The sequence below is a fragment of the Clostridium sp. L2-50 genome (assembly GCF_000154245.1).
GTDB lineage: Bacteria > Bacillota > Clostridia > Lachnospirales > Lachnospiraceae > Coprococcus.
Map to the genome: position 1 here is coordinate 410,242 of NZ_DS480312.1, position 17,866 is coordinate 428,107.

The 17,866-nt window shown below is 53.0% G+C and carries 27 protein-coding genes; all 27 read right to left on the minus strand.

Features of this window, described 5'->3' with window-relative positions; translation table 11 throughout:
• Nucleotides 1-36: 36 nt before the first annotated feature.
• The 27 genes from CLOL250_RS14360 to CLOL250_RS02160 all read right to left on the minus strand — a co-directional run bounded on the left by CLOL250_RS14360 (nucleotide 37) and on the right by CLOL250_RS02160 (nucleotide 17,858).
• A complete protein-coding gene (locus CLOL250_RS14360; protein WP_038292392.1) occupies nucleotides 37-1,014 on the minus strand; it encodes a hypothetical protein in 978 nt (325 codons plus the stop codon).
• 672 nt (nucleotides 1,015-1,686) lie between these two features.
• Nucleotides 1,687-2,148, minus strand: a complete 462-nt coding sequence (locus CLOL250_RS02035) for an SMI1/KNR4 family protein (RefSeq protein WP_338093003.1) — start codon at nucleotides 2,146-2,148, stop codon at nucleotides 1,687-1,689.
• A 10-nt stretch (nucleotides 2,149-2,158) separates the two neighbouring features.
• Nucleotides 2,159-2,569 carry a DUF6966 domain-containing protein gene (locus CLOL250_RS02040; RefSeq protein ID WP_002593765.1) on the minus strand — a complete coding sequence of 137 codons (411 nt, stop codon included), beginning with the start codon at nucleotides 2,567-2,569 and terminating at the stop codon, nucleotides 2,159-2,161.
• The gene (locus CLOL250_RS02045) at nucleotides 2,569-2,883 is read right to left on the minus strand and encodes a DUF6881 domain-containing protein (RefSeq protein WP_002593766.1); all 315 of its coding nucleotides are present in this window, start codon (nucleotides 2,881-2,883) and stop codon (nucleotides 2,569-2,571) included. The genes CLOL250_RS02040 and CLOL250_RS02045 overlap by 1 nt, the downstream gene beginning before the upstream one ends.
• 18 nt (nucleotides 2,884-2,901) lie before the next feature.
• Nucleotides 2,902-3,231 (minus strand): hypothetical protein, encoded by a 330-nt coding sequence (locus tag CLOL250_RS02050; protein ID WP_008400353.1) that lies wholly within the window; start codon nucleotides 3,229-3,231, stop codon nucleotides 2,902-2,904.
• On the minus strand, nucleotides 3,221-3,664 hold the full coding sequence (locus CLOL250_RS02055; protein ID WP_002593768.1) for an Imm51 family immunity protein: 444 nt from the start codon (nucleotides 3,662-3,664) through the stop codon (nucleotides 3,221-3,223). Before CLOL250_RS02055 ends, CLOL250_RS02050 begins: the two co-directional genes overlap by 11 nt.
• Nucleotides 3,665-3,674: 10 nt before the next feature.
• On the minus strand, nucleotides 3,675-3,920 hold the full coding sequence (locus CLOL250_RS02060) for a hypothetical protein (RefSeq protein ID WP_002569132.1): 246 nt from the start codon (nucleotides 3,918-3,920) through the stop codon (nucleotides 3,675-3,677).
• A 2-nt stretch (nucleotides 3,921-3,922) separates the two neighbouring features.
• Nucleotides 3,923-4,543, minus strand: a complete 621-nt coding sequence (locus CLOL250_RS02065; RefSeq protein WP_274922224.1) for a hypothetical protein — start codon at nucleotides 4,541-4,543, stop codon at nucleotides 3,923-3,925.
• Nucleotides 4,540-4,776, minus strand: a complete 237-nt coding sequence (locus CLOL250_RS02070; RefSeq protein ID WP_002576922.1) for a hypothetical protein — start codon at nucleotides 4,774-4,776, stop codon at nucleotides 4,540-4,542. The genes CLOL250_RS02065 and CLOL250_RS02070 overlap by 4 nt, the downstream gene beginning before the upstream one ends.
• 8 nt (nucleotides 4,777-4,784) lie before the next feature.
• Complete coding sequence (locus CLOL250_RS02075; RefSeq protein ID WP_002593770.1) at nucleotides 4,785-5,744, minus strand: NTF2 fold immunity protein; 960 nt, start codon at nucleotides 5,742-5,744, stop codon at nucleotides 4,785-4,787.
• 11 nt (nucleotides 5,745-5,755) lie between these two features.
• Nucleotides 5,756-6,703 carry a DUF4241 domain-containing protein gene (locus CLOL250_RS02080; RefSeq protein WP_002593771.1) on the minus strand — a complete coding sequence of 316 codons (948 nt, stop codon included), beginning with the start codon at nucleotides 6,701-6,703 and terminating at the stop codon, nucleotides 5,756-5,758.
• Nucleotides 6,704-6,708: 5 nt separating this feature from the next.
• Nucleotides 6,709-7,035 (minus strand): DUF5713 family protein, encoded by a 327-nt coding sequence (locus CLOL250_RS02085; protein WP_002593772.1) that lies wholly within the window; start codon nucleotides 7,033-7,035, stop codon nucleotides 6,709-6,711.
• Nucleotides 7,036-7,051: 16 nt separating this feature from the next.
• Nucleotides 7,052-7,597, minus strand: a complete 546-nt coding sequence (locus CLOL250_RS02090) for a hypothetical protein (RefSeq protein ID WP_008400358.1) — start codon at nucleotides 7,595-7,597, stop codon at nucleotides 7,052-7,054.
• Between the two features lie 16 nt (nucleotides 7,598-7,613).
• Nucleotides 7,614-8,618 (minus strand): DKNYY domain-containing protein, encoded by a 1,005-nt coding sequence (locus CLOL250_RS02095; protein WP_002593774.1) that lies wholly within the window; start codon nucleotides 8,616-8,618, stop codon nucleotides 7,614-7,616.
• A complete protein-coding gene (locus tag CLOL250_RS02100) occupies nucleotides 8,615-9,169 on the minus strand; it encodes an SUKH-3 domain-containing protein (RefSeq protein ID WP_002593775.1) in 555 nt (184 codons plus the stop codon). The genes CLOL250_RS02095 and CLOL250_RS02100 overlap by 4 nt, the downstream gene beginning before the upstream one ends.
• 26 nt (nucleotides 9,170-9,195) lie before the next feature.
• Complete coding sequence (locus tag CLOL250_RS02105) at nucleotides 9,196-9,831, minus strand: hypothetical protein (protein WP_002593776.1); 636 nt, start codon at nucleotides 9,829-9,831, stop codon at nucleotides 9,196-9,198.
• Nucleotides 9,832-9,853: 22 nt separating this feature from the next.
• Nucleotides 9,854-10,453 carry a hypothetical protein gene (locus tag CLOL250_RS02110; protein ID WP_002593777.1) on the minus strand — a complete coding sequence of 200 codons (600 nt, stop codon included), beginning with the start codon at nucleotides 10,451-10,453 and terminating at the stop codon, nucleotides 9,854-9,856.
• The gene (locus tag CLOL250_RS02115) at nucleotides 10,443-10,946 is read right to left on the minus strand and encodes a DUF2004 domain-containing protein (protein ID WP_002593778.1); all 504 of its coding nucleotides are present in this window, start codon (nucleotides 10,944-10,946) and stop codon (nucleotides 10,443-10,445) included. The genes CLOL250_RS02110 and CLOL250_RS02115 overlap by 11 nt, the downstream gene beginning before the upstream one ends.
• A gap of 13 nt (nucleotides 10,947-10,959) precedes the next feature.
• The gene (locus CLOL250_RS02120) at nucleotides 10,960-11,799 is read right to left on the minus strand and encodes a DUF2262 domain-containing protein (RefSeq protein WP_002593779.1); all 840 of its coding nucleotides are present in this window, start codon (nucleotides 11,797-11,799) and stop codon (nucleotides 10,960-10,962) included.
• Nucleotides 11,800-11,811: 12 nt separating this feature from the next.
• Nucleotides 11,812-12,432, minus strand: a complete 621-nt coding sequence (locus CLOL250_RS02125; RefSeq protein ID WP_002593780.1) for a hypothetical protein — start codon at nucleotides 12,430-12,432, stop codon at nucleotides 11,812-11,814.
• A gap of 11 nt (nucleotides 12,433-12,443) precedes the next feature.
• A complete protein-coding gene (locus CLOL250_RS02130) occupies nucleotides 12,444-13,523 on the minus strand; it encodes an ankyrin repeat domain-containing protein (RefSeq protein WP_038292377.1) in 1,080 nt (359 codons plus the stop codon).
• A gap of 26 nt (nucleotides 13,524-13,549) precedes the next feature.
• On the minus strand, nucleotides 13,550-14,692 hold the full coding sequence (locus CLOL250_RS02135) for a hypothetical protein (protein WP_008400361.1): 1,143 nt from the start codon (nucleotides 14,690-14,692) through the stop codon (nucleotides 13,550-13,552).
• 98 nt (nucleotides 14,693-14,790) lie between these two features.
• Nucleotides 14,791-15,291: a hypothetical protein gene (locus CLOL250_RS02140; RefSeq protein WP_002593783.1), complete on the minus strand. Its 501-nt coding sequence runs from the start codon at nucleotides 15,289-15,291 to the stop codon at nucleotides 14,791-14,793.
• Nucleotides 15,282-15,677: a hypothetical protein gene (locus CLOL250_RS02145; protein WP_002593784.1), complete on the minus strand. Its 396-nt coding sequence runs from the start codon at nucleotides 15,675-15,677 to the stop codon at nucleotides 15,282-15,284. The genes CLOL250_RS02140 and CLOL250_RS02145 overlap by 10 nt, the downstream gene beginning before the upstream one ends.
• Nucleotides 15,674-16,216 (minus strand): hypothetical protein, encoded by a 543-nt coding sequence (locus CLOL250_RS02150; protein ID WP_002593785.1) that lies wholly within the window; start codon nucleotides 16,214-16,216, stop codon nucleotides 15,674-15,676. Before CLOL250_RS02150 ends, CLOL250_RS02145 begins: the two co-directional genes overlap by 4 nt.
• Before the next feature lie 13 nt (nucleotides 16,217-16,229).
• Nucleotides 16,230-16,463, minus strand: a complete 234-nt coding sequence (locus tag CLOL250_RS02155; protein WP_002593786.1) for an immunity 17 family protein — start codon at nucleotides 16,461-16,463, stop codon at nucleotides 16,230-16,232.
• A gap of 12 nt (nucleotides 16,464-16,475) precedes the next feature.
• A complete protein-coding gene (locus CLOL250_RS02160) occupies nucleotides 16,476-17,858 on the minus strand; it encodes a DUF6138 family protein (RefSeq protein ID WP_002593787.1) in 1,383 nt (460 codons plus the stop codon).
• Nucleotides 17,859-17,866 lie beyond the last annotated feature (8 nt).

Sequence of the window (17,866 nt, forward strand, 5' to 3'; positions counted from 1 at the left end):
ACCTCTCTTTCTTTATTTCGTATCAAGCTTCTATTGTCAATCATAGTTCTCCAGCCGAATGATAGGCCGATAAAAGTCATAATCTCCGTTTAGTTCATTGTCCTCCTGCACTTCCGGCTTACAGTGAGGCGAACAGGGTAGGAAACCGAGAAATGGGCCCAGCCCACCACAGATATTGCATCCGCCGTCACCGCCGCAGGTGGTAAGCCTATCAGCCTGCACCACTTCCCGCATATAGGGATCGTAGGCGATGGACAGGCCGAAGAAGTTGGGTTCCTCCATGTCATAGGGCCGGTTCTCATCCTCATCCATGTCCTCAAACCAGTGCAGATGCATGGAGTAGTCTAACCCATCTCCCCATGGGAACAGGGTCCGACATCCGCCGCCACACAGGTAGGCCCACTCGTCCGCCGTGGGCAGCGAAAGCCCCTGCTTTTCCAGCCTGGCAAGAAGCGCATCGTAGTCTGTGCGGTTATAGATCCAGGTCTGAAATCCATCTTCTGTCCGTTCTATGCGAGCCGACTGATGCAAGGTAAGACTGCTGCTGTCACTCCAGGCAAAATCACGGAATTCCTTCAGCCAGTCAGGGTGGGCAGTCAGCCTGGGATCGTCCATTTTGACTGGCTCCCAGTTAATTTCCTCCAGCTCCCGGCCCACCAGCATGGGTCCAATGGCCGCCTGCCGAACAGGAGCCATGCTTTCCCGGATCATCTCCTCCGGGTTCTGCGGTTCCATCTCCCACTCCTGGAACAGATAGTCCAATTCCTCCCGGCTCTCCTGATTCAGTCCCACGGCAAACTGCTCCCAGCCCAAGGTGACGGTATCGCCGGGGACAAAGACGAACTCCCGGCCATCTTTCTCGAAGATGCCGGTGATGCAGCTCTGACCCCAACGGTCAAAGGTATGTAGACCGAGAAAGGTCATATCATAATGAGCAGCCAGGCTTTCCATCAGCGCCTGCTTCTCGGTGGTATCCATTTGATTGAATTGGGGACGGGACAGTTTTTCGTTCATGGCAAGTCCTCCTTCGATTCGTTTTGCGTGTTCCAGCAGATAGCTCCGGCCATCCTGCTTGGCCCGTTCCAAGTATTGTGGAAGCAGGTCGGAATGGATGACATCCAGCGAGACCAGAACAGCGATCCGCTGGTATTCCTGAAGTTCAGGAGGGTAACAGTTGCGCTCCCAAAACAGCGGAGCGAACTGTTCCACACAGTCAGGACGCAGAGCGGGCATCGCCAAAAGCGCCCGACGGCTCACATATTCATTGGGGTCCTTTGCGAAATTCAGAATTATATCCCTGACTTCCTGACTACATGAGCATTCCGGCAGATAGGCGGCAAACTGCCACTTGGCCTCATTCTCATTGGAGGCTACGGCCCTGCGGCAGAGGCACTCAAACCATTGTGGATGGGAAGTGGTCTCCTGTATAACCCCCTCCGCTTCGTTGTCCCTGGCTATCAGATAGACCATCTCATCCAGCAGGACGCTGTCTGCCGTTTCTGCATCCATTTGGGTCAGCACATGGCAAAAGGCATCAAAAATATCATTCCATGCAGGGTAATCGACCTCCCACTCACCGCCAATCTCCTCGGTGTTTTTTCCGGGATAAGTGATTTCCTGCCACTGATGAAATTTTCTTGCCTGCTCTAGCAGGCACTCCCTGATGTCCTTTGCCATACGCTTACCTCACAATTCTCTGCACAGTTTTCCCAGTTCCAATGCCTGTTCCACAAGGTCCAGGAGCAGGCTGGAAAAATTCTCGGCAATCTCCTTCAGATCGGCATAGTCACAGTTACAGCCCCGGACTCTGCCGCTCTCCAAGTCGATAAATACGATACTCCCGTCACCCAATCCTCCGATTGGAAAGGCGGGACCGTGGTCATATTCGCTCATGTAATCCTCATAAGCCTCTTGAAAAATCGGGTAGGCTTTTTCCAACTCTTTCAGTGTGAAAATCCACGGCTCTGCCAAATAGCAGCCGCCGAAGTTCAAAAGTAGCCAGCGGTACTCTGCGGGGATGGGAGTATACCTGCTTTCAAATCGTTTCACAGCATCCTCCGGTTCTGGGCAGGTACCCTTTGTGAAGGGGCTTACTTTATAAGCAGTTTGAATTTTACTGCGGTTTTTTTCCAAATTCATGTCATGCATTGTATTTCCCTCACAGAGCATCCAGGTTTTCCTGTAAATCGCCCTGCATCAAGTGCTGGGCAATGGCTTGGTTCAGTGGCTTATGGGGGTGATAGGCTGCCTCCTCTACATCGTGCAGACACTCCTCCATCAGTGCCTCCGGAGAAATGCCTTCCCGTTTGCCATAAAGATGGCCGAAGGCATAGCACACGGACTTGAGAAAGCCGAAAATATAGTCATGATTTCCACGCATACTGGGCAGGTCATTGAACGAGCCCATGCCGCCGTATGCCCGAAGATGGTGGGCAACCTCATGGCGCTGGATCCAGTCCTGAATATCCCTCTCCAGCCAGTCAATCCAGTTTTGAAATTCTGGATGGTCTGCCAGAAGGATGGAGCGCAGACAGGTCAGAGCTTCGGTATAAATATCTGTCTGTTTCATCAGAACCCTCCTGATTCTTTTAACGCTCCATCATAGGTGTGGCTTTCCCAGATGGCCTCAAATTCCGCTTTCTCTATGACGCAGGCGTGGAATTCCTCGCCCCAGACATGGGCGTTCAGTTCCTCCACAGTGGGGACGGGCGTGATTTCAATAGCTCCATCGTAAAGGTCGGGTATGTTGCGGGTGCAGCCGTCCCTAAAGATGTCAATGGAGCGGAGGGCCAGCCGCTCATTTCCGGTATCCACTTCATAGAGGATCACCAATGGTTCTCCCTCCGGTGCGCCCTCCCAAAAAAGTTTGATGTACTCGATCATCTCGATTCCCTCATCGTATCATTTGAAATAATAATACCAATTCCCGCCAAATTCCCGGTCACATTCCTCCTGGGAGGCAAAGGTGCAGTCCTTGATTCCCTCAATGGGGTAATGACGCTTTATCAGCTTCCCTCTGTGATAGGAATTGATCTGTTCCGTCAGGCCGCTCCGCCGCGCCGTCTCTAATTGTGCATCGGTGGCAAAGATGTAGGACACAAAGTAGTTGTCCGGCTGGATGTAGCAGCCAAACTCAATGGCCTGCTGGATGTCATCGAAGTGGTGTTTCACAGTCTCCATGCAGGCTTCTATTACTTTTTGCCATACGAACTCCTGCTCCTTATTTCTCATGTTCCACCTCTCCTTTGCCCAGATAAGTCCGCATCGTTTTTTCATTGTCACAGGCCGCTCGGATCATTTTGGACAACAGCATCAGGTCATCGATGTATTGGGAGTATACGCAGAACACATCTTCGTCGGAGTCGAAGTGAAACAGATCCACGCCGCTGTTATTTTCCTCGAACTCCTGGATCACGCCCCGGGCAAGCCGCTCCCAGTCCTCGCTGTTGCCAATCAGTCCCAGCCGTCGGAATTCCTCTGTCCGGAACCCGTCACTGATTTTCAGCAGAAGGGAGATCGCATAGGGGTGGTGGGGGATGAGAAAGAATGGCGCGATCTGCTCCAGCTTCGCCCAAATTTTGAAGGGCGGGCGCGGATCAGGTATCCATGGCAAGATTTCCCATTCGTCCTCCGGTCGGTTTCCGTATTGGCAAAGGTCTTTCATAGTGTTCTCCTCATTCGATGTCGTTTCGTTCTTCTTTCACATCCAGTGGAGCGCCGTCCAGAGATGTGATCTGTGACAGTTCTGTTTCAGTCAGATTCTTCAGGAAAATGCAGTATTCGTCCGGGTGGCCTCCCACAAATTCCATTTTAGGCATTCCGATCTGCTGTGGGTCGGTGATCCACAGGCAAGGCTCTCCTGTTGCCCAAAACCGAGTCAGAGTAAGAATTTGGCCGTTGTAAATTACTTTCTGCTCCATCCTCATCCCTCCTGTAACTTCTTCAGCAGTTTCACGATCCGCTCCCGGTTCTTTGCGGTTTTCATGAAGGTGGGGAGATGGTCAGCCTGGGTCATTTTCGCTCTTCCCATCGGCTTTTCCCGCAAATCGGCACTGAGATAGTTGATCAGATAGGCAAGGTGCTCCCGGTTGAGGGCCCAGACTGGCTTACCCTGGAAGGAGGTCAAAAACCAAAGTTCCAGGCCGAAATAAGGTTCTCGTCCGTCCTGAATATCAGCAATATAGGAGAAAGCCTCTGCTGTTTTATGAACTTCTCCCGACATGGTTGTTCCACAATAGGGACAGGCCACATGGAGAACGGAAAAGTGCTTCCTTTCCTCATCTTCAATATCCACCCGGTAGTACCTGCCGCAGTTTTTGCACTGGTTATGGACATCGTAGCGGTAAATCGTCCGGTCACGGGTCTCCTGATGGCCGCAACTCAAACAGCGGAAATAGGCGTTATCCTCATCCGCTGTCACCACACCCGCGCCGTGGCACTTGGGGCATTTCACCTGAATGCCGGAGGTCAGGGCGTTGTATGCACTGTATGTAAAGTAGGGTTTATCGACGATTCGGCTCATGCGCCCACACACTCCTTTCATCCGTCTTTCTCTAAATAAAATCCCCATACGCAGTTGGAGAACTCTCCAGCAGCAAAGCGGTGGATCTGCCCATCAATCTCTACCTGCCAGACCTCGAAGGTATGGTCTTGGTGATAGATGGGGTCTTTGATTTTTACCCGCTTGCCGGTGGTTTGCCAGTCGTAGTCAAAGATGTTCACACCGAACAATTTGCATTGACCGTCCGGGCCAAAGGTTTCATATTCCCAAGCCATGTGATGCCTCACAATTCCGTGCGCTGCCAGCCGTTCAGCCGCTCCTGCACCGCATCAATCTTCCAGCCTTCGCCCACACGCTTCATAAGAAAGCGGCGGTCAAAGCCGATGTTTTTCTCCCTGGTGTAGATGTAGAGCTTGTTTTTGGTGATCTGCTCTGCGTCAAGGAATTCTTCCCCGTTGTAGGTGCCCTGGGCGCTGTATGAGAGGCCCAGAGGTCGATAGCCCGGACGGGGCTTTTCGTTCACATACTTCTCCCAGATCGCCAGCAGGCGGGGCACCGCCTCAGCATCTTCAAACCCGGCCTGCTCCATATACTGCTCCCATTCTGTCATTTCGGCAAAAAAAGCGGACAAGATTCTGCGACATTCCGCCGCCGCCTGTTCATCCAGCTGGACGGGCTTTTTGGCCTTTTCCCGCTGGAGCCGGGAGAAGTGTTCCATCTGCTCCTTGGCAAATTGCACATGGGCCACCGGCTTGATATAGTTGTTGCCGGCGATGGCCAGCAGGCCCTCGTATGTCACAGCGGTATGGTCAATCTGGATGTGGGAGAGTTTGGAGATGGAGGCTGCCTGGAGCAGACCGGCATCATCCAGCCCGGTGCGGTTAAGGGTCAAAAGATCCAGCTTGCAGCCTTGCAAGGCGGACAGGCCCCTGCCGTGAATGGCGGAATTGCCGTCCAACAGCAGATAGCGTAGCTTTGGCATAGCGGAAAAGACGGGGAAACAGGCGTCAGTGAGCGCGCCGTCCTCCACACCGAAATTCACCATGCTTTTGTGCCCGGCAAAGGGGGCAAGCAGTTCATCCGTCGCCGGATAATCTTTCACATGGAATCCCACCAGGCTGTAACCGGCCAGCCGCTCCATGAGTTCCATGGTCAGCTCCGGAATTTCAAATTTCTTTTCTCCGTCTAAGGTCAGGACACCGTTTTCCCAGTCCGCTGTCCGCGCCCGTTTTGGTAATTCCATAGCGTGCCTCCTTATTCCTGCTCTTTGTAACTGGCTTCAATGTCGATGAAGCGCACATACACGGCGCAGACTTCGCCCTTGGCGTCATAGCCGAAGTAGACGGGATAGTAACCGTCACCCCAGCCGGAAGCGAAGATGGGCAGGTTGCAGTCCGTGTCCGGCACCGTCCAGTTGAGCCAGTCGCCGTAGTCCCCCTGATATTTTGGGTGGGCTTGGGCGTTTTCCTCCAGTAAGTCACAGAACAAGTCGTTGTAGGGGTCGATGTCCGGGTCCACCTCCAGCCGCTTGGCCCAGTATGTCTTGAAGGCCGCCTGGGTCTGGATGTCCGCAATACACCCCATCCCGGCATCCACGCCGAAACCGAAGTAGTCGTCATCTCCCAGCGCCGTGTCCAACTCCTCGTTGCCCACCATGCCCAGCTCATAGCGGACAGGCTTCTTCTGAGAAACCTCCACCTTGACGCAGGCGTAGCGGTCGCCGTATTGTTCGCTGGGTACCACGCAGATTTTCACGGGATAAGTTCCGGCGGGGATCGTTTGAAGGAACGGCAGAGTGTCCTCCAGTTCCACCAGCGGATCACAGGCGAAGATCTGCCCGGTGGGGAAATGGACGGCGCCGATGTCCAGTACATCCACCGCCATGTTCCCAATCACTTTCTCTGTGAAATGGGCCTCCAAGTCATCTTTACAGGTCAGTTTATCCTTGATTGCTTCGTATTTGTTCAGCCATTCAGTTATAGGCATATCAGTTTCCTCCTGTTGATTCTGTTTCTTGATGTACAGACTCTTTGAGCCATCCCAGTAGCAGTTCACACACCGGCCATCCTGAAAATGATGGCCACAATTCGGGTAGCCATAGAGAATATGGGCACATTCCGGGCACAGCCCCATCATCTGTGAGGAGCCTTTGAAAAACAGGCTGCCGCACTCATCACTAAGGGCCAGTTCTTTTTCTGCCATAGGGCTCACCAGTCCCGTTCCCGGATGGCCTCCTCGGTGTCAATAGGGATGCCAAACCACTCCAGAATGTAGGCCACGGTTGCCGCGATACATTCCCGTGCCACCGTTTCGATCTCGCTGTCGTGCTCGTCAAACTCCTCCTGGAGATCATTGATGCCGCAGACCGCCTCGTCCAGTGTTTCCTGCACCACTTCGGTGTCGGTTTCGCCGCTTTCCAGCAGGTCGATGACCTTCTGAAGCTCGTCCTTTACCTTGTCTACCAAAAAAGCAGGATAGTAATTGTCCTGATACATCTCGTCCAGCAGTTTGTAATTGGGGTCAAATGCTTTCATCGTGATTTCTCCTTTCTCATTCAAACATCAAACCGTATGATTCGGTCAGGCTTCCGTCGTCCTCGTGAAATATACACTGATACAGAGGCTCACGCTGGGTTGCTTTGCGGAACCGCTCCAGAACCGGAGCCAGCGGCTCACCGTTAGGGATGCCGAGGGCATCAGACACCTGTTGCAAGCTGTCCATATCCATATCTTCCAAGTTACAGTTGCGCTGTCTCTGCCCATACTCCTCCAATGTTTTGGAATCTACATACTGCTTTGTGTCACAGCAGTCGTGCCAGCAGATACAGCTCACAAGCAGGGAAAAGAGGTCGTCCATGCTCTCGGCCAGACGGCCTGCCTCCCCTTCGCTGCTGTAATATCCAATGGAGCCATCTTCCAACAGGTGGTATTCTCCGCCGGAGCCATCTCTGGCAAAGGCCATGCCGGGCAGGGAAAAGGTGCATCGGCCTTCTGCGTCATCCCGCGGGGATAACTCATCCAGCAGGAAGAAGTCAAACAGCGAATCAAATTCATCCGCCAAATCAGGGTTTTCATGTAATATCTTCAAATAGTCCATAGCCGTTTTCCTCCGTTTACGGTTCTTGGGTCATTTTGCGAAGCTGTTCCAGCCACAGCGTTTCTTCCATTATCTCATCATTTTGGTAAAAATGGTCTTTGTCGCGGGCCAGATGATCGGCAAGCGGAGCCGCATCCACAGGAGTGCAGACTGTGAAACTGTCCCGATCCGCCCCCTTGATCTCCCGGTTGAGGTAGTACACCCGCTTGGCATCGCGGGAATACCAGTGCCCAAGCAGCTCCCAGGAAGTCAGCTCTGCTTTTGGAAGCTGTTTGCCGTAGGCATAGATCCGCTTCTCATCTCTGGCAAAATAGGTATCACCCAACGAGCGGAAAGAGGAAACTTCCGCGCCCTTGATGATCTTCACCTTGCCGTCTCCGTTGTGGAAGTAGACCTGTCGGCTGTCCTTTGCATATCCCTGGGGCGCACCCGAATCGTTCTGGCCGTTGTCTAATACCTGGAAGGCTGCCAGCTCTACATCTGGTATTCTCCCGCTGGTGGTGTAGACAGCTGTTTTATCCATCGCGTAGGCATAGTTTAACACCCGAAACGACGCCGGGTCTGCTCCACGCAGGCGAATCCCGCTGAGAAAGCAGGCCGTAGAGGATTTTCCCCAGTAATGCCAACAGCAGAAGTCTTTGGGCGCAATACCCTTCAACAAGCCGTTTTCATATAGACCGGAGAAATAGACCGCTCCATCCCGAAGGAAAAATTCGTTGTCCACCGGCTCTGTGTTGGTGAGCGGTTGGAGCATTTCTCCGTGCTCGGCTGTGATGCTCAACTCAATCTCATCGTCGCTGTAAACTAAGTAGAGTTCATGAGGGTCCTTTCTATCGAAATGCAGTTCAATGTCACAATATTTGAGAATCAAAGGTTTCCCGTCGCTTCTCATGGTGGAAACGGCATCGGGATTCCCGAAGATTTCTATGACCTCATCCTGCGACATTCCGAATTTCAGCGGTAAAATGTCCCGTGGATTCTGCAATATTTGATTGCGCCAAATCGTAAAGTCCTGTTTCATAGTTTTTCGTCCAGTGCCTCCACAGTTTTCATGGCAGCGGAATCAAATTTGCACTGCCGCAGTTCCCGTTCGATCAGGGCAAACACATCTGGAAAGCACTCAATCTCATCCTGGTACTCATATTTCGCATACAGTTTCCCATACTCCGAGATCCAAACCTCTGCCGGGTAGTAGTAGCCGATGTGACCGATGGGCTGGCACTTCTGACCAGCTGCCTGCTCGATCTCCGCCAGCTCACAGCCGGACATATCCCGGAAATAGGCGTCCTCCAAATGGTTTTTAATTCCGTTGACCAGGTAAGGGAACAGAGCAAACTCAAAGTCAGCCGCCCATTTCAGCTTTTTCTGCGCCAGGTACCACTCGTAGCACAGGCCGAAATATTTGCGGTAAAACCGCTGGGTGGTCTTCATCATCGGGACGCCATGATCGGCGTAATACTTCTCCGCAATGGAAATATCCACACTGCGGCCTTCCTGCCATCCGGCGTACTCCATCAGCTGCTTGACCTTGCTGCCCAGGTCGCCAGAGATAGGGATGCGTTCTTTGATCATTCAATTCACCTCCTGTCTGCTGCGAATCAAAGTTCATTTGGATACCCGATCTTGTCCAGGCCCGCCTTGATTTCTTCCCATTCATTGCGCTTGGGGTTCAGTGCAGCGACCAGTTCTTTTGTTACCGGCCCCCCATCAGCAAGCTGGCGCACAGCCTCCAAAGGCAGGTCTGCTGGGTAAAACCACTTTCCATACTTCACATAGGTCTGTGGATTGCCATCAATCGTGGGGAGCAAATCCTTGGATGCATCCTCGCCGTCCATGGGATTGCAGTTCCAGGTGGTGCCATCTTCCGTCCAGACGCAGAAGGTGCTTTTCATCTTTTTGACTTCACGGCTGCTCATGAGTTTTTGCAAAGCAGGGGGCATCCCATCTGTCAGGTCTTCGATACGGGGAAGTTTTTCCTCCCAGTCGTAGAGTTCAGAATCCACGCCGTTAATCACGCAGCCTTCGGGCGCGAATAGGACAATCATACTCTGGTCGCTACCATCGGTGGCAAAGAATGCCTCCTTGCCTTTTCGCCATGCGGGGTTGTATGTATAGTGGCGGATGAAGCTCCATTCCTCCTCCACCATGATGATGTCCAAAGCCGCCAGCCCTTTGCAGAAGTTTTTCAGGCGCTCCGCATTGGGAAGGCCAGATAAATCTTTTGTGGAAATCATGTGGTTATCCTCCTGTTTTTCATCACCACAGCCGGTCGATCTGGGTATATATCATATTCGGTTCTCTGTCCATAAAACTGGTCAATGCGTCGGTGGGTTCTGTAAGCGGCATCACATTCAAAATGTCCAGCACATAATACCAGATCCCTGTGTCCCAGTCTCGAAACCTCCCATTGCAGATAGCCCGACCATAATCACCAGGAATCAAATCCAGTGCCAGCTCATTGAGGGGCTGTTTTTGCCCGGTCTTATCATAGGTATATCGCTCCGGCATCGCACCAATATGCCAATCATAGCGGTAACGCACCTGGATTCCGGACTCCTGCTGAATCAGTTCAAAAGAGTGAACCCGCATTGTGCCATTAAGCTTCCATTCCATCAGCCTGCGACAGTCCTTATTGATCTGAAATCCATCGGGCCTCTGTAGGATAGATACAAAGTGTGTAGGCAGGCCAAAGGAATAATAAGAGAAGAAGTCTTTCGGCAGCCGCATCGCTCTGGGATACTGGTTTCGCTGTGCGGCGGCGTTTCCTCCCCGGCAGTCTTTATACCATTGCAGGCGGATCTGCTGGATCAGAAGTGTGGGCAGATATTTTTCTCTTTTTCGTTCCTCAGCTCTCATGTGTAATACAGAAAATATCCTTGTTCAAATCAAAGTAGATTACCAGCAGCTCGTCTGTGATCTCCGGGTTGAAGGACAGATCCATGATGAACACTTGTTGATCCATTTCGTCATCCACCAGACTACCAAACCGCTTGAGTTTCAAAAAGTCCACCATCTCGGCAAAGGACAGCTTGGATGGGGCTGTTCCCGGAAAAAGTTCCGCCGCAATATCTGAGCCTACATCGTCCCGGTGGAACTCCATGAAAAATGTCACAACGCTATGGTAGCGACTGTCCTCGTCCGCCAGCGCCGCTTTGATGGCGGTTTTGGCCTTCTCCGCCAATTTCTCCGCCTCATCCAGCATTTCTCCCACCGCATCCATGGCAGCAGGATCGCCGGTCAGTTCTTCCTCTACATCGAAGATAAAGGGTAGTCCCGATTCCTCGGGAAAGTTGAAGATTTCCTCGCCGGGTGTATATGTAAAATCAATGCGTTTACAGTTCAGTTTCATAATATTATCCTCCTTACCCCTCAATGTTGGCAGTTTTGAGGCCCTTTTTCAAGGAGCCGTAGACTGTCACTGCATGGTCGGTGAACATCTCGTCGCAGTCAAACCAAGCGGTGAAGCTGCCGCCGGAGGTGACGGACAGGCTGGTCATGCTGATTCGCCGGGCAAGTTCTTCCTCCGTAATGGGGTCTGTTTCCGGATCACGGGGATTTTCCTCATCCTGAGAGAGCCAGTTGTTGGCCAGCCCGGTCAGGTTCTTGGCTGCAAGCTCTCGCATGGCCTTGTCCCAGGTTTCACAGTCGGCCAGCAGCTTCTTGGCGGCACTGCGGGCGCGGGTCCAGGAGGGCTTGCTCTCGGCATTGACCTCAAGGGAAAGAAGCACATCCTTTCCGCGCCACTGGATCTCACCCTCAAAGACATCATGGTCCTTGTCCAGTGTCAGTTCTCCCAGCACCTGGTCCTGGATCACGACCGGCTTGTGGTACTCGTCCAGAACGGTCTGAAGTTCCGGGCAGTCCTCATGGGCCTTGACCACCTGGGAGATACACCAGGGCCACGCCACCAAATCCTTTGCCCATTCTTCTTTCATCCGGCGGATCTTCAGGCGGCAGATCTGCTCGTTTTGAAAGCGTTCCCAGCCCTTATCGCTGTTTCGTTCCTCGTCTGTGACTGGCCACTCCAGCCGCTCCTCTTTGGTGGTAACTTTGCCGGTGTCACAGAACACCATGCCCAGCGTCACAACGGTCATTTGCCAAAAGCCACCCTTGTTGTTATATCCGCCCCCGATGCAGCGATTGATCAGAGCGACCACTTCCTGCTCCTCGGGCTCGTACATCTCATAAAATTCTTCAAACATAGATCATTCTCCTCATCCCTCTATATGATTGTGGTATTCCTTTTCAAGCTGGGTGTACCACCGTTTCAGCATGGTTTCCAGACTGGTCTTTCCTTTCCGATCATAAAAAGCAAGGAACTTGTCCAGCAACTCAGGAAACAAATTCTTACCGGTATTTGTCAAGTCCTGATTGAGATAGACCATCCGCAGGATACGGTCATACCGGTCCAGAGGGTTCTTTTTCAGCAGCTCCTTTTCAAAGCAGAAGCGCAGGAATACCACATTCTCGTCGTAGAAGTCCTCCACCACTGCTGCTCCAATGCTGGTGTAGGTGATGTCGTACACCAACCGGCTCCAGTCAAATTTCTCGGTATAGAGCAATTTCAGCGCCTTCGCCCAATGTTCCTCCGGGATCACCAGCATCCTGTGCTGGGCGGTGCTGGAGTAGCCGCGGTAGACGGGTTCCGGCTGCCCCAGCAGTTCACTCACACTGTCGGCGTAGACGAAGCACAGCGCCTCATCGAACGGGCCACCGATGAAGTTGCCATTGCAGTACAGCATATAATTCTTGGACTTGGCCGGAGAGTAAGAGAGGTTGTATTCCTGCGAATCCAGGATTTTATGTACTTTGTTCAAAAAATCTATTGATGTCATCGGTTTGCTCCTTATTCCTCAAACTCGCCCTCGATCATTCCATTGAGATATTTTCCGGGATCAGCGATAAATTCCTCCCATTTGGCCAGGGGATGGAACTCCTTGTGCTCGATGTCCAGATACCACAGCTTTTTGTCCCTGGGGCTCCACAGCAGCAGGTAGTCGCTGTAATTGTCCATGGCCGCCATGAGGGAGAGCAGCCTTTTTCGTTTCCAGGTCATCTCCTGCACATCCATGTAGGCGTACAGCTCCGCCCATTTCACCCACTCCTGCTCCGGGAATTCCAAACGCAGGGGGCCGGTCTTCAAGTATTCCACCAGCTTGGCGGGCAGTTTATAGGGCATGAGCTGCCGGATCTTTTCCTGCTCATTGTGCCAGTCCTCCGGTTCCAGGGCTTTTAAGTAGTCGGCCAGCTCCTGATTTTTGTTCTGCACCGCCACGGTGTAAGGCCGGTCGCCGTATTTGTCGGCAATGGTGATGTCGGCCCCCTGTTCCACGAGCCAGCGCACCATAGGGAAATCGTTGGAGCGGGCGGCCTCGGTGACAGGGGTGGAAGCATAAGGGAACACCATGTCCGGCTTGTGGTAATTGATGTCTGCACCTTTTTCCAGCAGGAGTTTGGCAAGTTTGGCCTCTCCATCAGACACAGCGGCCCGAAATGCCTCGCCGCCAAACTTGTCCACTGTGATCCCGGCTTGCTCCAGCACCGGGATATTCTCCGGGCGCTTGCCCCAGCGTACTTCCTGGAAGGCACGCTCTTTCTGCTTCGGGCTGAGTTTTACGGCCTGTCCAGCAAAGAGGGTGACCACCTCCGGCCCACAACAGCGGGCAGCGGTGAGCAGCAGGGGCTGTTCCTCTGCCAGACCGGGATCAGCTCCATGCTCCAGCAGGAAGTGAATCATAGGCACATCGTTCCGAAAAACCGCGATTTCCAATGGCATCAGCTTGATGTATTCGCTGAGCTGGATAGGAGCACCCAAATCCAGCCCGCCTTGGAGCAACGCCTCCAACTTGGGAGTGTCATGGTCACAGATGGCGGCAGCCGTTTCCGGGAGGGTCTCCCAGCGGCCAATATATGCAATTTGGTACATAAGGCACCCGCTTTCTCGTCTTGTACTCATTCATCCCCGAACCGCTCAGCAGCATCTTTGTAAACAGTAATACTTTCTTCCACTTTTACTTTTTCGCTGCGAATACGGAAGTAGTCCCGCAGAATGCTCTTCAGTTCCGGGTTTTCTACCTTGCGGGGCAGCAGGCTGATGAACATTTCGTCGTAGCTTCCATATAGCACACCGCTCCGGTTGTAGGTCTGCCATGTCACCGTAGGTTTGCGGCCCTCCGGGTCCTTGGCCAAATCAAAGAGCCACCGCTCATCCAGATCCACATAGCGTTCAATCATAAACCTTGTGTCATAGGTTCCATAGCTATAATTCCCCCAGAAAATCAGAGCGATCATTCCATCCGGCCCCAGGCGTTCATAGGTCCAGCCTTCCGGATAACAGCGGTAATGGAGCATTCCCAGCGCATGGAACAAATAGCCTTTTTGCGGCGTATCCAGAAGGGGCGAATAGGTCTCGTACACCTGCTCCTTGGGCTGGGTGATGATCGCCTTCATAAAGACCGGCATCAGCCAGTTGCCGCCGTAGCGTTCATTCAGCTCATCAGCCAATGCTTGCAGTCGCTCATCCGGGTTGCGGATCAGGGAGGCGGTCAGCACCACAGCGGGAATTTTCTCTTTTTCCTTGGGTGTGGCATCCCAAATGCGAAGCCCGTCCGTGATCCACCAGGAGGTACAATCATCATCAGAATAAACAGGCGTGCGTTTCAGCTGGGCGATCCGCTGGGTGTTTTCCGCCAGGAAGCGGTAGACCTCCAGCATTTTAGGCGAGGCTTTCCCCAACATCAAATGGAAACAGAAGTTCAGTTGTTCTATATCCAGCGGCTTTGTGTCCCCCTCGTCCAGCAGCTTGGAGAGAGTCTTCAGAATAACTGGGGCGATCTGCTCCGATACACAGTCGGAACAGGCATCCGACATGATATTGCTGCCCATCCATTTACCCTTGACCAACTTGGCCCACAGTGGGGCAGCAGGGGCATACTCCAGATGCGCCAAGGCCTTCTGAGCAGCCGTTTTGTACTTGCCCTTTTCTGTATTCACAAGCTGGAACAGCAGTTCGGCGTTTACTTCATCCTTGCCCAGCTCCAAAATGGCCTGTTCTCGCTTTACGCCCTTGGGGGGCAGTTGTTCCAAAGTCATCATTCATTTTTCTCCTATCCCACAATGGTGGTTTCCTTGACGGCCAGATTGTCGTAATTCATAGCGATCAGCTTCTCGGCGGCCTCCGGGGTACACATGAATCAAGTGCTCTCGCCCCAGGCGTCCATCCTTGTGACGGTGAAGAAGTCGGTTTGGGCAGAAGCAGGTTCTCTTGCGTCAATATAGTAATCGGAGTAGAGATACACCAGATCGACCTCTCGCTCCGGTAGCCACTTGGCCCGGCGCGCACGCGGTTTACCATTTTTCAGAGTCTTTTCTCTGGGGTTCTCAAACCACGCCAGTTCCTTGAGCTTCAGACCGGTGAAGGTATCCATGAGCCGCTGGGCAATCTCCCGGTGGGTGAATACTCCGCAGTCCCAGGAGCCCATCAGCCATGTCTTTATAAAGTCGCCCACCTTGCTGCCGGGAGCAGGCGGCCCATAGACGCTCTCATCCGCCCACATGACCTCCAGCTTTTCACATTGATCTGGCCGAGGACAAGACTGCTTATTGCCATAGCGGTACATGATATTTACATAGCCATAGTCTTCTCCGGTTCGGTCATGACCGACGGCTTCTACTTTATAGGCAGTTATGGACATTGCAGTTCCACCTCCTGAGCCAGTACAAATCCGCACAGTCCAAGGGATGAGTCGATGACAAATACCCGGATGTGCTCCCGTTCCATGCGCTTCCGCAGTTCCTCGATACTGCAGCAGGCGGGAAAGCCGTAAGAGATAGTCCCGCCCAGCAGGTCTTTGTACTGCTGGAAAAACCCATCCACGGTAATCTCTTCCATACCAAAGAGGATGTTGTCCTGAATCACATTTTCAAACCAGTGGGCCAGCAGGCCGGTGAAGCGAACGGATACTTTCTCTCCGGCCTCGGTCTGGGTATCCATGTGCAGGGTATGGGCTTCAAAGTCAGCGCAGTAGCGCAGGACTCGGTTGTCGTGCAGATTGTCAAAGGATTGAATTACCATACTCATGCCAATTCCGCGTCCAGTATCTGGACGGGTTTTCCTTTCTCATTCACATAGTAAAGGGCGATATAGTCGATGCCATCCCGCTTGACCTGCTCCCAAGGTATACGCTCACCGTTGATTAGTTCCACAGTATCTGCCTCGTCCGGGTCGAAGTCTTCTTTTTCGTCTTCATAGTCGATACTGTAACCCAGCTCCAGCACCAGTTTGGAGGCAGGGATTTCGTACCGCTTGAGGGGACGGTGTTCCAATTCAGATGGATTATGTTCATCGCAAAACATATTGTCGTAGCCATGCCGTCCACCGTCAAAGATGACGAACTCCTCGCCGCTCTCCGGATCACGGGCTGCCACCAGTCCGGGAGCCGGAGAGCCATCTACAATATAGGATTGGGGCTCTCCTTTCACCGTGAGCAGATCTCCGTAATACCAAACCTCCAGCAGTTCATTGCCGGTGGTGGAACAGAGTGTCACGGTGGGCAAACGCTTCTCCGCCCACTCTTTCACATGGCCGGTGAGCCAGGTGGGATATTTCTCAGTCATCATAGTCTTTCTCCTCCTATTTCAATTTCAGTACAAATCCCCAGATGCTCACTACGATCAGGAGGACACCCAGCAGGAAGAACACCACCCGCCGGTATCCTCTGCTGTGGCGGTGGGCATCTCGCGTACCAGTGGGATTGCAGAGCCAGTTCCAGTTGCGGATCGCTCCAATTAAAATCACGGCCCCGATGAGCACCGAGGCAATATACCAATGCTCTTGCAAAAATGCTGTGACCTGTTCGCTGTTCATTCTACTTCCTCCTCACGCAAATACCTGCTGGTATTTCTCTTTCAGTTCCTTGGGCGCCGTCTTGATGACCTTGCTGCCGCCGTTTTCAGAGGCTGTGCCCCAGATGGCCCAGAGCACATCACGCCACAGGTAGGCCAGCGCCCTTTTGTTGCTGCCGGATTCTTCCGACAGGTAATATTCCAGATGCCCCTTGATCTCCAGTAGCGCATCCAGGCTCTCCTCATTGGCGATCAGGGTGCGGAACTCCTTTGCGGGCTTCAGATTCTGCATGGACTGGACACCGTGGACCAGCACCGGCAGGGACTGAGCAGTAAACCCGTACTTCTTAAAAAAGGTGTGAATAAACTTTTCTTGCAAAGAGGAGTGCTCGTCATCACAGCGATCCAGGTAATCGCACACCAGCCGCCACCACTTCGGCCCTTCCAGTCCCAGGGCAAACACGGCAAAGGTGCCAGGCATGGCGCAGGACTCATCAGAGAGGTTGTTGTACCACTCGTCCTCCTGCATGGCCAGCCGAGCATAATTCTCCATCCGGACATGGAGACGGGGATACCGCACCGCACAGGCAAAAAGCTGATGGACACCCTTCTTGGGCAGGCCGGGGATGGGCAGGTAGATCTTCTCTGGTCCGCGAAACTCGATGGAGTAGCTGCGGGGGAACTCCGGCTGCTCCAAAATCTCAATCAGATAGCTGAGAGCCTCCTCACAGGCCCCCTCGCCGCAGTCCTTGGCGGTAATGCGGATGGTGGCGAAAGCGTCGTTAGCCGAGGCGGTCAGGTGCTTTGTTTTCCGCTTTTGGATATTAGGCGGCAATTTGCCGCTACCATTGGTTTTCAGTTCCTTTACCATGTCAGGACGAATCTGGGAAACCAGGCCAAGGATGTGTTCAGTGGTGAGGGATTCAAAACTCTGCCCATACACCGTATGGCAGATCGCCACATAGCAGGCAAAGCGCAGCAGACCTTCATCCACATCCTCCGGATGCAATTCTGGCAGTACTGTACAGGGCGGGAAGACGGTAAAGCCATCATCCCGCTCTCCCACAAGGAAGAACCGCTCCTGCACCTGCTTTTCTATGTACTTCTCCAATGTATAGCGGATCTCTTCCCAGCCAACCAGCCGCCGCATGGCATCGCATAGGGAAACAGCAACATCGCAGGGAAATTCCTTCAACGGCAGACCGGTCAGATACCGCTCCAGCAGTTGATCGGGAAGAAACGGTGTCCCGTTGTGATTTCGCACTACGGTCGGGTAGGCGGAGTGATTTTCACGGGCGGTGCCATTCAGCACATCCTGAATGCAGAGATCCGCCTCTGCCAGCACCTCCGGGGAGGTGTCCGGCTTGTGGATCAGATAGTAGCGGTCATGTACGCCGTCACGCTTTGGTAAGCTCATGGCAAGGT

Bases quoted from the DNA above. Each gene is read 5' to 3' on its own strand.
- CLOL250_RS14360 (WP_038292392.1), bottom strand. From the start codon at position 1,014: ATGAACGAAAAACTGTCCCGTCCCCAATTCAATCAAATGGATACCACC.
- CLOL250_RS02035 (WP_338093003.1), bottom strand. From the start codon at position 2,148: ATGCATGACATGAATTTGGAAAAAAACCGCAGTAAAATTCAAACTGCT.
- CLOL250_RS02040 (WP_002593765.1), bottom strand. From the start codon at position 2,569: ATGAAACAGACAGATATTTATACCGAAGCTCTGACCTGTCTGCGCTCC.
- CLOL250_RS02045 (WP_002593766.1), bottom strand. From the start codon at position 2,883: ATGATCGAGTACATCAAACTTTTTTGGGAGGGCGCACCGGAGGGAGAA.
- CLOL250_RS02050 (WP_008400353.1), bottom strand. From the start codon at position 3,231: ATGAGAAATAAGGAGCAGGAGTTCGTATGGCAAAAAGTAATAGAAGCC.
- CLOL250_RS02055 (WP_002593768.1), bottom strand. From the start codon at position 3,664: ATGAAAGACCTTTGCCAATACGGAAACCGACCGGAGGACGAATGGGAA.
- CLOL250_RS02060 (WP_002569132.1), bottom strand. From the start codon at position 3,920: ATGGAGCAGAAAGTAATTTACAACGGCCAAATTCTTACTCTGACTCGG.
- CLOL250_RS02065 (WP_274922224.1), bottom strand. From the start codon at position 4,543: ATGAAAGGAGTGTGTGGGCGCATGAGCCGAATCGTCGATAAACCCTAC.
- CLOL250_RS02070 (WP_002576922.1), bottom strand. From the start codon at position 4,776: ATGGCTTGGGAATATGAAACCTTTGGCCCGGACGGTCAATGCAAATTG.
- CLOL250_RS02075 (WP_002593770.1), bottom strand. From the start codon at position 5,744: ATGGAATTACCAAAACGGGCGCGGACAGCGGACTGGGAAAACGGTGTC.
- CLOL250_RS02080 (WP_002593771.1), bottom strand. From the start codon at position 6,703: ATGGCAGAAAAAGAACTGGCCCTTAGTGATGAGTGCGGCAGCCTGTTT.
- CLOL250_RS02085 (WP_002593772.1), bottom strand. From the start codon at position 7,035: ATGAAAGCATTTGACCCCAATTACAAACTGCTGGACGAGATGTATCAG.
- CLOL250_RS02090 (WP_008400358.1), bottom strand. From the start codon at position 7,597: ATGGACTATTTGAAGATATTACATGAAAACCCTGATTTGGCGGATGAA.
- CLOL250_RS02095 (WP_002593774.1), bottom strand. From the start codon at position 8,618: ATGAAACAGGACTTTACGATTTGGCGCAATCAAATATTGCAGAATCCA.
- CLOL250_RS02100 (WP_002593775.1), bottom strand. From the start codon at position 9,169: ATGATCAAAGAACGCATCCCTATCTCTGGCGACCTGGGCAGCAAGGTC.
- CLOL250_RS02105 (WP_002593776.1), bottom strand. From the start codon at position 9,831: ATGATTTCCACAAAAGATTTATCTGGCCTTCCCAATGCGGAGCGCCTG.
- CLOL250_RS02110 (WP_002593777.1), bottom strand. From the start codon at position 10,453: ATGAGAGCTGAGGAACGAAAAAGAGAAAAATATCTGCCCACACTTCTG.
- CLOL250_RS02115 (WP_002593778.1), bottom strand. From the start codon at position 10,946: ATGAAACTGAACTGTAAACGCATTGATTTTACATATACACCCGGCGAG.
- CLOL250_RS02120 (WP_002593779.1), bottom strand. From the start codon at position 11,799: ATGTTTGAAGAATTTTATGAGATGTACGAGCCCGAGGAGCAGGAAGTG.
- CLOL250_RS02125 (WP_002593780.1), bottom strand. From the start codon at position 12,432: ATGACATCAATAGATTTTTTGAACAAAGTACATAAAATCCTGGATTCG.
- CLOL250_RS02130 (WP_038292377.1), bottom strand. From the start codon at position 13,523: ATGTACCAAATTGCATATATTGGCCGCTGGGAGACCCTCCCGGAAACG.
- CLOL250_RS02135 (WP_008400361.1), bottom strand. From the start codon at position 14,692: ATGATGACTTTGGAACAACTGCCCCCCAAGGGCGTAAAGCGAGAACAG.
- CLOL250_RS02140 (WP_002593783.1), bottom strand. From the start codon at position 15,291: ATGTCCATAACTGCCTATAAAGTAGAAGCCGTCGGTCATGACCGAACC.
- CLOL250_RS02145 (WP_002593784.1), bottom strand. From the start codon at position 15,677: ATGAGTATGGTAATTCAATCCTTTGACAATCTGCACGACAACCGAGTC.
- CLOL250_RS02150 (WP_002593785.1), bottom strand. From the start codon at position 16,216: ATGATGACTGAGAAATATCCCACCTGGCTCACCGGCCATGTGAAAGAG.
- CLOL250_RS02155 (WP_002593786.1), bottom strand. From the start codon at position 16,463: ATGAACAGCGAACAGGTCACAGCATTTTTGCAAGAGCATTGGTATATT.
- CLOL250_RS02160 (WP_002593787.1), bottom strand. From the start codon at position 17,858: ATGAGCTTACCAAAGCGTGACGGCGTACATGACCGCTACTATCTGATC.